Source organism: Marinobacter sp. SBS5, assembly GCF_048285575.1.
GTDB lineage: Bacteria > Pseudomonadota > Gammaproteobacteria > Pseudomonadales > Oleiphilaceae > Marinobacter.
This window is the reverse complement of sequence record NZ_JBLWAZ010000001.1, coordinates 977,982-990,423: the sequence shown is the minus strand read 5'-3', so window position 1 is coordinate 990,423 and position 12,442 is coordinate 977,982. Positions and strand designations below refer to the sequence as shown.

11 protein-coding genes are annotated in these 12,442 nt (G+C 49.4%); 5 read left to right on the top strand and 6 right to left on the bottom strand.

What is annotated here, in order from left to right:
• Window positions 1-56: 56 nt before the first annotated feature.
• From ACNQ6O_RS04735 to ACNQ6O_RS04710, 6 genes are all read right to left on the bottom strand, one after another.
• A complete protein-coding gene (locus ACNQ6O_RS04735; RefSeq protein ID WP_418052081.1) occupies window positions 57-941 on the bottom strand; it encodes a glycosyltransferase family 2 protein in 885 nt (294 codons plus the stop codon).
• 35 nt (window positions 942-976) lie between these two features.
• Window positions 977-1,909 (bottom strand): glycosyltransferase family 2 protein, encoded by a 933-nt coding sequence (locus tag ACNQ6O_RS04730; protein ID WP_418052080.1) that lies wholly within the window; start codon window positions 1,907-1,909, stop codon window positions 977-979.
• Window positions 1,910-1,917: 8 nt separating this feature from the next.
• Window positions 1,918-3,114 (bottom strand): glycosyltransferase, encoded by a 1,197-nt coding sequence (locus ACNQ6O_RS04725; RefSeq protein WP_418052271.1) that lies wholly within the window; start codon window positions 3,112-3,114, stop codon window positions 1,918-1,920.
• Window positions 3,115-3,127: 13 nt separating this feature from the next.
• Window positions 3,128-3,988, bottom strand: coding sequence for a glycosyltransferase family 2 protein (locus tag ACNQ6O_RS04720; protein WP_418052079.1), 861 nt, complete (start codon window positions 3,986-3,988; stop codon window positions 3,128-3,130).
• Window positions 3,985-5,913, bottom strand: a complete 1,929-nt coding sequence (locus ACNQ6O_RS04715) for a hypothetical protein (RefSeq protein WP_418052078.1) — start codon at window positions 5,911-5,913, stop codon at window positions 3,985-3,987. The genes ACNQ6O_RS04720 and ACNQ6O_RS04715 overlap by 4 nt, the downstream gene beginning before the upstream one ends.
• A 76-nt stretch (window positions 5,914-5,989) precedes the next feature.
• On the bottom strand, window positions 5,990-6,415 hold the full coding sequence (locus tag ACNQ6O_RS04710) for a pilin (RefSeq protein WP_418052077.1): 426 nt from the start codon (window positions 6,413-6,415) through the stop codon (window positions 5,990-5,992).
• A gap of 396 nt (window positions 6,416-6,811) precedes the next feature.
• Here ACNQ6O_RS04710 and pilB point away from each other — a divergent pair, with 396 nt between their 5' ends.
• From pilB to ACNQ6O_RS04685, 5 genes are all read left to right on the top strand, one after another.
• Window positions 6,812-8,524, top strand: a complete 1,713-nt coding sequence (gene pilB, locus ACNQ6O_RS04705; protein ID WP_418052076.1) for a type IV-A pilus assembly ATPase PilB — start codon at window positions 6,812-6,814, stop codon at window positions 8,522-8,524.
• 2 nt (window positions 8,525-8,526) lie between these two features.
• Window positions 8,527-9,747, top strand: coding sequence for a type II secretion system F family protein (locus ACNQ6O_RS04700; RefSeq protein WP_418052075.1), 1,221 nt, complete (start codon window positions 8,527-8,529; stop codon window positions 9,745-9,747).
• Window positions 9,748-9,863: 116 nt separating this feature from the next.
• Window positions 9,864-10,739: a prepilin peptidase gene (locus ACNQ6O_RS04695; RefSeq protein ID WP_418052074.1), complete on the top strand. Its 876-nt coding sequence runs from the start codon at window positions 9,864-9,866 to the stop codon at window positions 10,737-10,739.
• Between the two features lie 18 nt (window positions 10,740-10,757).
• On the top strand, window positions 10,758-11,357 hold the full coding sequence (coaE, locus tag ACNQ6O_RS04690) for a dephospho-CoA kinase (protein WP_418052073.1): 600 nt from the start codon (window positions 10,758-10,760) through the stop codon (window positions 11,355-11,357).
• Entirely contained in the window at window positions 11,344-12,441 is a 1,098-nt protein-coding gene (locus ACNQ6O_RS04685; protein ID WP_418052072.1) for a hypothetical protein, read from the top strand. Before coaE ends, ACNQ6O_RS04685 begins: the two co-directional genes overlap by 14 nt.
• Window position 12,442: the final 1 nt, after the last annotated feature.

The window sequence follows — 12,442 nt, the reverse complement described above, 5'->3', positions numbered from 1 at the left end:
ATTCAAAAGACATAAAACCTTTGACACCAATACCCTACATTCGCTGGAACTACACCTTATCTACGCTCAAACTCCCCACCCAGCCTAATGCGTATCCGCTCGAGATCGTGGACTGCTCGAATAAGTATGGCCACACCAAAAATCATAAAACGACGTATTAGAGGCATCCCTTGTGCAAATAGGATAACCTTAGATTTTTCTAGCACCCCCTTCTTCGGTTGAATTTTATCGACGCCGATGGCCTGCACAATTTCGGCATTTTTTTCTAGGCCCATCCGCCCACCTGAAACTCTTCGCGCTTGAATCAGAGCGCCCCTCAGGGTCTTTCGGGGCTCTGTCCAAACAATAGCATCCTCTGAAAAATCAAGTGACACCCCCAAGCTCCTCGCTCTCCATGACCACTCCCTATCACCACCAGACAGGAGATTCTCATCAAACGGGCCCACCTTCTCAAACACTTCCCGAGTAACGAATATGTTAGCTGTAGCAGAAAACCCTAGTTTTTTAATAGCATGATTTTGCCCAAATCCCATTAAAAGCTGGTAAGACTCAACAACGGTTGGCCGCGGTGATTGTTCGAATAAAACTTCACCACCAAAAATACTATTTCGACCGCTTTTGGATAAAGCTTTTAGCCCAGCTTGAATCCAATATTTATCGGGCCAACAGTCTGCATCCAGGAACGCAAGAACCTTAGCATTCGCTGCCCCCACTCCTGCATTGCGAGCAGCGTAAGCACCCTTTTTTGCACAAGCTAGCAAGTTAGCCGTATACGGGAGCTCTTTCGGCAAAGTCAGCGGAGGTTCAGAGCCATTATCAACCACGATTACCTCAAGTCCATCCACAAGAACACCACTCTGCCTTGAAATCGCCATAAGACATCGCTCCAAGCCAGCTTGATCTTGAAAAACTGGGATAATGATGCTCACTTCAGGATCCATTGACACCTCCAAGCTTCGATTCACAGTGACGCAATTCATCGCCGTACTTCCAGAGATGTGCCGTAAAAAAATGCCAGCCCGGAACTTAATTTAATGAGTGGCTTCCAAGCACGGTAAGGCAAGGCTCTCTTCTCCATCAACGTTTTGACGGCAAACACATTTTTATCAACCAGAAACCACAGAATAGCTAGAGGAATGTTATAGAGGGCAGAGTGTTCCTGGGCATCAAGATACCAGTAACCTGTTTTTCGATAACTGTCTGGAAATCGCCGAGAAAACACCCTAGCACTGAACGCCCCTGATTCCGAAGCCTTTTTCAACACGGATTCTACACTCGTCGGGGCAGAGTGAACTGCATATACATCTGCTAAAAACAGAGGATTAATTTCTACTGAATTAATAAGATTTTGTACTAAGTCTCGATCTTCAAATCCGTATCGTGAATATTCCTCGCTGAACCCCCCTACATGGTTTAGAAGCTCCCGACGGAACATACAAAACGGGGTACCAAAGTCTAAGGACCCTTTCAGATAGGATCTGGCTTTCTTCGCATATAGCTCGTTGAGATACCGAGACCAGTATGATTGCCCCTCAGCCCTCAGGTTGCCAAAAACACAATTTGCGCCTGAATGCACACCCAGAAAAAAACTATCTAACCAGTCGTCTTGGGGTATGCAATCTACATCAAGGAAGATGACGAACTCTGAGCCTCCCGCCCGAATGCCAGTATTGCAAGCAGCGGCTCTCCCACGGTTCTTTGGATGCCTGATTAATGTGGCACGAGCGTGGCTAGAAAAGACTGAAGGTTGCGCATCCACCTGTTCAAATGAGCCATCATCAACAACAAACACTTTTACCAGCGGGTATTTATTTAACCAGCTTTGAATCTCACAAGATAACGCAGACAGCGCAGGCCAATTATTGTAAAAAGGAATAACAATGTCGGCGCTGCAGTTTGCAAATTCCATAGGAGCTCTCAATTCCGTGTCATTGCCCCGCGAAGTATTGCAGCGTAACCTTCCGACACTACATTCCATCCAAATTTAGCGCTCAGCCTAGAATGGGAGCGTCTTGCACCGTTTAACTCTTCATCAAAATTCGAAAACACTTCGGTAACCGCACTTATAATAGCTTTTCTGCTCCTAGCGGGTACCAAGTGAACTTTCCCCGAGTGCTCTATAATATCCGCAAGCGCGGGTATGTCCGAAGCAACTACAGGGCATCCACACCCTAGAGCCTCAATACAAACCAATCCCAACCCTTCCTGTAAGAAGGGAGCAACGAAGACTGAGCTGGAACGGTACAAATCCGGAAGCTCCTTATTTGAGATTTTACCTAAGAACTCACAATGATCTGTCACCCCGAGTTGGACGGCGAGTCGTTCCAACCGGATTCTATCAGGGCCATCCCCCACGATTACGGCTGTTGCGGCAGGAAACCTATGCACTAACTCAGGCATAGCCCCAATCAGATACTCCACCCCTTTACTTTCAACGAGGCGGCCTACGGTTATAATCTGGTAAGTGCAAGGCCTCCCGTTAAACGCGGGGCGGAAACGCTTTTCCAAATCAACGCCCATCGGAGCAATAACAACGTTGTTGATCTGGCCGACCTGATTAGCCAATTCGTCTTCCATGACCTTACTAACAACAGCCATCACGGAAGCTTCGCGCGCGGCCCATCGCTTGATAGGCTCCCAAATACGCCCCCTAAAAGACCAAAGGTCTGTTCCGTGGCAGGTAACGACAAATGGAACCTTTCTTCGCAAGCATAGTGACAAAAATGCAGCCACAAGACCTTGAGGGACCAGCCAGTGTGCATGCATTACATCTGGCCGAGAGCGCAAACACAGCCAAAGCGCCGTAAAAAGCTGAGACAACAAGAATGTGGGTAGAAGAGCTACCTTCCACGGTTTCGACGCAAGATTACCGACGATGCCTCCGTTATGCACCAGTGTTTCCAATGCATTCGGGGCATATCGATATCTAACAACCTTTACGCCGTCCATTCTCTCAAGCCGCTGCGCACCTTTAGCGCTAGGACACAAAACGGTGACATCCATGTCATCGGCAAGCCGTTTGGACAACTCGTGCACAAATGACGGCTCCGAATCATCACTCCAGCGAGGGTAAGTTGAGCTCAGTACGAGAAGCTTGGTGCGTGCAGCTGTCATTTCAAACTTTGAACTAGTCACGATCTTTGTATATCAGGGCCGTTATCTGCTCAGATACAAGCCCCATCAGAAATATCTGCACAGACGCGATCAGCAGAAGCGCGGACATATTGGTGAACGTCCCGTCCAACCAATACGTATAAGCATATCTCGACAATCCAAGCACGAAAGAAACTGCGGCCAAGGGAACAAAAACTTTTAATGGCGAGTATAGCGTCGCAACCTTGAAAATAATTAGCAGAAAACGGATTCCATCTTTTATAGGGCGAATGTGACTCTTACCGTCCCTTTTCTCGACTTCAATCGGCACGAATTTCACTACATAGCCACTTCTAAGAAACGCCATTGTACTGGTTGTGGGGTACGAAAACCCGTTCGGCAATAGATTAAGAAACTGCCTGAACTTTGATGCTTTCACAGCCCTAAAACCGGAGGTCAAGTCCTGAATTTTGAATCCTGTGACAAGTGACCCGAACCAATTGTAGAAATTATTGGCCAACTGCCTTCCTATGCTTGCTTGCCCCTTGGAGTTGCGGGCACCGACAACTAGATCCGCTCCACGATCAATTTGATCGAGCAGAAGTTTTACTTGGGCAGGATCATGTTGGCCATCACCATCCATGAACACAAGCACTTCTCCTTTCGCCGCTCGGGCACCTGTTTTAACTGCAGACCCATTTCCCATACTGTATTCATGATGAATACAAGACACATTAAAACGTTCAACCACATCTGCCGTATCATCCTCTGAGCCGTCATTGACAACAAGCAGCTCTGCATCAGGCAACGCAGCCTTGAGCCGAGGCAATAATTTTTCGAGATTGCGCGCTTCATTCTTTGCAGGAATAACAACCGAAATGCTTAACCTAGTCATTGCGTAGATACTCCAGGGTAAACTTTACCTTCCTTACCGGTGATGGTTGCTCTTACCTTCTCAATTTGTGCCGCATGAACCACCTTGCTTAAAGGTCCGGAACTAAGCGACTCAGCCTCGGACAAAAGAGCCATAGCCTTTTGGTGCTCACCTGCCTGACTATAAAAACGGGCCCCCAACACAAGTTCCTCTACCGTCAATCGATCTCTGCTTATTTGATCAACAGCTTCAGCTGCCTTAATCCATTCGCCCTGATCTGCTAGAACCAAGGATTTCAAAACATGTAAGTCATTCCTATTCCTATACGCTGGATTGCTTAACAGCGCTTCAATTACAGACAGCAAAGTTGCAACACTTACATTTTGACAGGCATCCCGTTTAAATCGCTTCATTCGCCAAATATCTTGTAGGGCGGGCTCTGTACCACGGTCGAATGCAGCTCCCTCAAGAATTGATCGCAATCTTGACTGACTAGGAACCGGAACATCTGCTTCATAACATTTCAGCATTAATAGCTGTGCATACGTGCCAGCAAAAATACCGAATCTAGAATCAATACTATAAAGAACGTTGGCCGCCCCCATATAATCTCCAACACCCATGAGGAATGTTCCAAATTCTTGCCTCGCCCGAAGCGAGTTCGGCCGCTCAGTTAAAGCAGCAACGGCAAATGCTCTCGGATCCCCCCATACTCTGGACTCAATCGCACTGACCACCGCAATCCACCCAATCCACAAGATCACCAACAACAATGCAAACGTGCCTTTCAATCGACTGGACTGCCGCAACCGAAGCAGCCACTCTCCTAGACCTATGGTCAAAGCAATAATCAACCCGACGGCAGGCAGGTAGTTCCGGTGTTCAAAATACAATTCAAGCGGGATTACCGTCGACTCGAGCAAATGCGCCGTCAGAAAAAAAAGAACCCCAAAAGATAGCATCCTCTTCTTTCGCGTCATCGCTATGATAAAAAGCACTATCCAAACTAGGATCGTAAAAAATACAAGCAGATGGTTGCCGGAAACACTCTCAAAGGGATACCCGTCGTTGTATAGATTGATCCGGGCATTCGTAGGAAAGAGTATCTTTCCGAGATAATCGAGAACAATGACGGACTCAGACAAAATTCTCTGAGAAAAAGTAAATGGTCGATAACTGTATTCGCCAAAAATCCTACCAGCCAGCAACAGGTAACCAAAGACTATGCCCAAAGGAAGAACCAAAAAAATCAGTTTCCACGTCTTACTGAGCTGAGCCCTGACTTTGGAGAAGACAGCGTAGTCGATGGCGAGAACCAACAAACCTGTTAGAACCGCGGTCTCTTTGGCGAACACTCCCAAGTACCCAACACCTAATATGAAGGTGGCAATTAGATACTCGCGTCTTGCCCATTTATCATACCGCCCCCTTAGGTAACAAAAACCAATAAGTGCTATAAGAATCATTGACGTCGATAACAATGTCATTCTTTGAACAACATAAAAAACCGTACTCAGACTCATCGGCAAAATAAGCCAGATAAAACCTGCCAACAAACTAATAATAACAAGCTTTGTTGACTTAGCTTCGCCGAAGAACGTAACGCGCCCAATCAAGTATGCCAAAACAGATACAAGCGCGCCGTTCACCAAATGAATGTATAGATTCACCAATTTGAAGGGGTAAGGTTGCGTGGGCCAACTATCCGACTGCAACATAAACGATATATAAGCTATTGGGCGCCCACTACCACCCACGGGAGGGTTCAGAAGATAATTCAGCCAAGATAGACTTACGTCACCTGACCTCGGAAGCCCAGCCAAGTTTGGGTAATCGTCCAGATAAAAACTACCGTGCAAGCCCGGCCATAGTACCAAAAGTGAAATTGCGGAAAGCAATGCAGCAAACAGCAATATTTTGAACAGTTCTAGAGGAGTGATTTTCAAGCAAACACCATTAGAAGACCGCTCTTGGTCGCAAGAGCGGTCTAGTTTAGCTCAGAGTCTAAACTCGCGGTCTATATTAGCAGTTCTTCGGCGCGATTTCAGAGGGCATTGAGCAGCTCCACGTGAACGAACTGTTTGTTGTAACGAATGTCAGTGCCATAGTCTGTGTCGCAAGTTTCGCAGAAACACTACCAGCACCTTTAAATGTCGCTGTGTATGTATCTGTCCCATCGAAACCAATGCTCGCGACATACTCCCCAGTCTCGGTAATAGATCCAAGCTGCGCTTTCGTTGGAACGGCGCCGTTACTCAGATAATATTCTGAAATTGGCGTTTTAAGCCCACCAAGCAGAGTTGCCGCCTCTGTCGCTTGAGAGCGCGCAATGTAATCTTGATAAGCAGGGATGGCCACCGCTGCCAAAATACCGATAATCGCAACAACGATCATCAATTCAATCAGAGTAAAACCGTTCTGCCCTTTCTTCGCTTGAATCTTTTGCATAATTCGACCTCTTTTGTCGTTTTTGGTTCTTAGTAACTCTGGGACGGTGGAGCATTGCCCCATGACCGCGTTGAGCATGTGGTAAGTTAAGCATCGCGCATGCCAAATGCAAGATAACATTTAAAAACAGCGTCGACTCAACAGGTTAAAGTATCCGTGTGACACGCATCACACAAAAAAATCGAGCATTTCTTGAGTCGCAAAGCGACCGGGAGTGACACTTTTTGTCACTTGACCACCACACTGACCTTGGGCAACCTCGACACACTCGCATACAAGCCAAACCAAAAACCAAACCTGAGACCTAGCGACCTTTCCAAATCCGGCCACTACATCTAAACTCTGTGCTCATAAATACGTGATTCAGCCACTTACAAGACTTTCCTCAGAGCACTTATGGCTAGCAGCAAGCAAAACGTAACGCTAACGGGCCTAGCCCGTCGATTTGTCGATGACGGGCTTCTGGACGAAGACATCGCGAAAGATGCATTCATTCAAGCGTCCGAGAACCGCATTCCACTGATCACCTATCTCACTCAAAATGACCTTGCCGACAGTTCGAAACTGGCATTTTCTGCTGCAATGGAGTTCGGCATCTCGGTTTTGGACTTGGACTCCTTCCTGCCAGAGATGATGCCGGAGAAATCTGTTGACGAGAAGCTGATCAGGAAGCACAACGCGCTGCCTTTATATAAAAGGGGCAACCGGCTGTTTATTGCCGTTTCTGACCCCACCAACATTCAGGCGCTGGATGAGATCAAGTTCAATACGGGCCTGAGCACCGACGCAGTTCTCGTCGACGACGCAAAGCTTCGCACTGCCATCGAGAAATATCTTGAATCCCACGATACATCTATGGGCAATCTTGACGACGCGGACCTCGAAGGCGTTGAAACAGAAGGAGGCGAGAGCGAAGACGACAACGCGGCGTCAACCGCAGAAGTTGACGATGCACCAATCGTAAAATACGTCAACAAGATGCTTCTGGATGCAATTCGTGGCGGCGCCTCAGACGTACACTTCGAGCCTTACGAAAAAACCTATCGAGTTCGCTATCGTACGGACGGCATTCTTAAAGAGGTTTCCCGCCCCTCCATTAAACTTGCCCCGAAGATCTCTGCACGCGTCAAGATCATGGCTCAACTGGACATATCTGAACGCAGAGTGCCCCAGGACGGCCGGATTAAAATGAAACTATCGAAAACCAAAGCCATCGATTTCCGAGTCAACACCCTGCCAACACTCTGGGGTGAGAAAATCGTGCTTCGGATTCTTGACCCCAGCCAAGCCAAGTTGGGTATCGACGTTCTTGGTTATGAGGAAGATCAGAAGAAACTGTACCTCGAAGCCCTGGAGCAACCTCAGGGCATGATTCTCGTCACCGGCCCTACCGGCTCTGGCAAAACGGTGTCTCTTTACACTGGCCTGAACATCTTAAACACCAACGAGCGAAACATTTCCACCGCTGAAGATCCTGCCGAAATTAACCTGGAAGGCATCAACCAAGTTAACGTAAACACACGAGTTGGCCTAGGTTTCGCTGAAGCACTTCGCGCTTTCCTCCGGCAGGACCCGGACGTGATCATGGTCGGTGAGATCCGAGACTTGGAAACTGCTAACATTGCGATCAAAGCAGCCCAAACCGGTCACTTGGTTCTCTCTACACTGCACACGAATAGCGCAGCAGAAACCCTCACCCGAATGATGAACATGGGCGTTCCCGCGTTCAACATCGCCACCTCTGTTAGCCTTATTATCGCTCAGCGCCTAGGCCGCCGCCTTTGTAGCTGCAAACAGCCAGCCGATGTGCCAAAAGAGGTGCTTTTAGCGGAAGGGTTCACACAGGAACAAATTGATACAGGGTTCACATTGTTCCGCCCCAAGGGCTGTGATAAATGCAGTGGTGGGTATAAGGGCCGCGTCGGTATTTACGAGGTAGTCAAGGTAACAGACGAGCTGGCCAACATGATTATGGAAGAAGGCAGTTCGATTCAAATCGCTAAACAAGCACAGGCCGAAGGCTTCCGCACTCTAAGACAGTCGGCCCTGATGAAGGTGGTTCAGGGCGTAACCAGTCTCGAGGAAGCCAACCGCGTGACGAAGGATTAAGCATGGCAGAAAAATCACAAAAGCTGGAAGTGTACGTTTGGGAAGGCAAAAACCGTAAAGGTAACAAGACCAAGGGAGAGCTTAGCGGCGTTAGCTTGGCACTGGTGAAAGCCCAACTTCGCAAACAGGGTATTATTCCAGACAAAGTCAAAAAGAAGCCGAAGCCCTTGTTCGGAGGCAGCAAGAAGATTACGCCTTTCGACATCGCCATGCTTACACGCCAGTTGGCGACTATGATGAAAGCGGGCGTGCCTTTGGTGCAGAGTTTTGACATTGTTGCAGACGGCCTTGAGAACAAAGGACTTCAAGAGCTGGTGATGTCTATCCGGAACGACATATCTTCCGGTACTAGCTTTGCAGGAGCATTGCGCAAGCACCCGAAACATTTCAATGAGCTTTACTGCAACTTAGTGGATTCAGGTGAGCAGGCCGGTGCTCTGGAATCTATGCTAGACCGAATTGCAACTTACCTAGAGAAAACCGAGCTGTTGAAGAAAAAAGTCAAAAAAGCTATGACCTACCCCGCGGCCATCGTTGTGGTGGCGGTTATAGTTACCGCAATTCTGCTTATAAAGGTCGTTCCTCAATTTGAAAGTCTGTTCCAGGGTTTCGGCGCAGAACTACCAGTATTTACGCAAATGGTAGTAAGGCTATCCGAGTGGCTTCAAACTTGGTGGTTTGTCGTACTTTTAGGGATCGTCGGATTTATTTTTCTATTTAGAGAAGCCAAGCAACGCTCACAAAAGTTTTCAGACACTATCGACAAGTATGTTCTGAAATTACCTATTATCGGCGAAATTCTCGACAAGTCTGCCGTAGCAAAATTTGGCCGAGTGCTCTCGACGACATTTGCTGCGGGTGTACCTCTGGTTGATGCGTTGGACTCTGTAGCCGGAGCAACAGGCAATGCCGTTTATCGCGACGCCATCATGAACATCAAAAACGATGTATCGAGCGGCACCCAGCTTCAAGCGTCTATGCGCCAACAAGATGTATTCCCAGTTATGGCCGTTCAGCTAACCGCGATTGGCGAAGAGTCCGGTAACTTAGACGAAATGCTGGAAAAGGTCGCCACGCATTATGAAGCCGTGGTCGACGACATGGTCGACAACCTGACGGCATTGATGGAACCAATAATAATGGCGGTACTTGGGGTACTGGTTGGTGGTTTGATTATTGCGATGTATCTGCCAATCTTTCAGATGGGTCAGGTTGTCGGATAACCCCCCCTACCTGGAGCGCTGCCGGCCCGTCCAACCCTCTCCCGGAACGGGAGAGGGAAATATAAAACTGCATTTACACTCCTCCGGGAGTTAAAACGTTCGCCTACGAGTCTCCGATGCCATCACTAGAAACCTTCCTATCAACCCCCTGGCTTCTCTACACCACCGTCACCCTCGTTTCCCTCTGCATTGGCAGCTTCCTAAACGTGGTGATCCTGCGCCTACCCAAGATGATGCACCAAGACTGGCGCTGCCAGTGTGAGGAGTTTCTTGAGGTTCCGGATGAGAAACGCACCACCGATACTCCCATCACACTCTCGAAACCGGCCTCTACCTGCCCGTCCTGTAGCCACAAGATCCGCGCTTGGGAGAACATCCCAGTAGTTAGCTGGCTGATCCTGGGAGGTAAATGTTCTTCCTGTAAAACCCGAATTTCAGCCCGCTATCCTTTGATTGAAGCGTTTACCGCTGCCGCCTCGGTGATCACAGTTTGCTTGCTAGGCCCTACGGAAGCAGCACTTTGGGCGTTGCTGTTAATCTGGGCACTGGTTGCGCTGACGGTGATTGATTTTGATACTCAACTGCTGCCAGACAGCATTACGCTACCGCTGATGTGGCTAGGCTTGGTACTGAATTACTTTGGCACACTGACAGACTTCGAGAGCGCGTTCTGGGGCGCGATAACGGGCTATCTATCGCTCTGGTCAGTGTACTGGCTGTTCAAGCTGCTAACCGGCAAGGAAGGTATGGGGCATGGTGATTTCAAGTTGCTTGCAGCCCTTGGTGCCTGGCTGGGCTGGCAGGTGTTGCCGGCGGTGATTTTGATTTCGTCTCTGGTTGGTGCAGTTGTTGGCATTAGTTTGATGGTGTTCCGCAAGCATGGACGGGAGGTGCCGATTCCGTTTGGGCCTTATTTGGCGGTGGCCGGGGTGATTTGTTTGTGGTTTGGTGCGGAGATTGTTTCGGCTTGGTATGGGTTTCTTGGGGTTTGATGGCTGGGAGTGAGTGAATTGGCGATTGTTGGATTAACAGGCGGGATTGGTTCCGGGAAGTCTACGGTAGTGCGGCTATTTGGGGAGTTGGGCGTGCACTGGGTGGATGCGGATGATGTGGCTCGGGAGGTGGTTGAGCCGGGTTCGCCTGCGTTAAAGGCGATTGCTGAGCACTTTGGCGATGAAGTGCTGTTGGCAGACGGTGCGCTTGATCGAGCGTGGTTGCGGCACCGGGTATTTGCGGAGCCAGAGGAGCGGGCTTGGCTTGAGGGTCTGTTACATCCGATTATTCGCGAAGAACTTATCCGCCAGCTGCAGCCAGCGGATTACACCCTGCCGTATACTCTACTGGTTTCGCCGTTATTACTGGAGACGGACCAACACGAACTCGTAAATAAGATTCTCGTCATCGACGTGCCAGAATCCGTTCAGCTAGAGCGCACCATGGCTCGGGATGACAATTCCCGCGAGCAGGTCGAGCGTATTATGGCGGCTCAGATGGCTCGGGAAGATCGCCGTTCGAAAGCAGACGCGATCATTGATAACAACCAGCCTTTGGTTGAGGTTGAGCAGCAAGTAGCGGAACTGCATAATCAGTGGTTGCTTGAATTCAGTTAAGGGGCTCTTTCTGCGTTACCTCTCATGTTTTGCTCTTCTCTTGCCGCTGCTATTGGCCGTATCTCCGGATGCTCGCAGTGCAGGCCCGATTACCGTCGAAGAAGAGTCCTTAGCGGATAAGCTCTCTCCCTACCGCTTACCAGCTTCGTTTTATACCGTTGAACCAGACGAATACTGGGCTGAGCCGGTGGATTCCTGGTGGTTGAGCGCCAGTAACTGGGTCATTCATCAGGAACGCCTGCATGGCAGCAAGGTTCAGGGGATTGGAAACTGGGCAGACCGAACCTTGTCAGGCTCTGAACATGCCTTGCCGAACAATGAGAGTTACCTTCGGCTCGGCTTTGCGGCGGAGTCCGAATACAGCGACCCAGCGCAATTTAAGCCAGAAGTGCGCTTTCGCCTTGATCTGCCCACCACGAAAAAGAAGCTCCGCCTGGTCATCGAAAGTGACAGCGACGAACTGGTCCCGTTGGGTGAACGAGAGCGGGATCGGCAGCTGACTGAACCGGAGCGAACCGATACCGAGCCCACCGGTGCCCTACGGTATTTAACCGACGTGGGCGATGCCATCAATCTGTCGATGGATGTCGGTGGCAGGCTTAGGCTTCCACCCGAGATGTTCTGGCGCTTAGAAGCCGACAAGCGTTGGCTGGCTGCAGACAACTGGCGAATCGGTGTAAAGCAACGAGTTTATTATTACCACACCTCCGGCTGGGGCTCCCGCTCTTGGTTCGGCGCGGATCGGCCGGCATGGAACGGCTGGCACTTCTTCACATCGTCTGAGTTAGAGTGGGTGCACAGCGACCGAAAATTCGAGGCGGCGCAGCTGTTCAGCCTTCGTAAACGTTTGAGCTCGCGATCCGTTGTTTCGCCCCGAATCGGTGTTCTTGGTGAAAGCCAGCCTTCGTGGCGAACCACCTCCTACTTCGCGGATGTGACCTGGCGCTACCGGGTGTACGAGGACTGGCTATTTGCTGAGCTCATTCCAGCCCTGGAATTCCCCCGTGAGGAAAGCTTTAAAGATCAGGCTTCCGTGATTTTTCGTATCGAGATGTACTTTGCCGGCACCATTGATAGAGACTGAC

Excerpts from the sequence above, each read along its gene's own strand:
- ACNQ6O_RS04735 (WP_418052081.1), bottom strand. The coding sequence starts at position 941 with ATGGATCCTGAAGTGAGCATCATTATCCCAGTTTTTCAAGATCAAGCT.
- ACNQ6O_RS04730 (WP_418052080.1), bottom strand. The coding sequence starts at position 1,909 with ATGGAATTTGCAAACTGCAGCGCCGACATTGTTATTCCTTTTTACAAT.
- ACNQ6O_RS04725 (WP_418052271.1), bottom strand. The coding sequence starts at position 3,114 with ATGACAGCTGCACGCACCAAGCTTCTCGTACTGAGCTCAACTTACCCT.
- ACNQ6O_RS04720 (WP_418052079.1), bottom strand. The coding sequence starts at position 3,988 with ATGACTAGGTTAAGCATTTCGGTTGTTATTCCTGCAAAGAATGAAGCG.
- ACNQ6O_RS04710 (WP_418052077.1), bottom strand. The coding sequence starts at position 6,415 with ATGCAAAAGATTCAAGCGAAGAAAGGGCAGAACGGTTTTACTCTGATT.
- pilB (WP_418052076.1), top strand. The coding sequence starts at position 6,812 with ATGGCTAGCAGCAAGCAAAACGTAACGCTAACGGGCCTAGCCCGTCGA.
- ACNQ6O_RS04700 (WP_418052075.1), top strand. The coding sequence starts at position 8,527 with ATGGCAGAAAAATCACAAAAGCTGGAAGTGTACGTTTGGGAAGGCAAA.
- ACNQ6O_RS04695 (WP_418052074.1), top strand. The coding sequence starts at position 9,864 with ATGCCATCACTAGAAACCTTCCTATCAACCCCCTGGCTTCTCTACACC.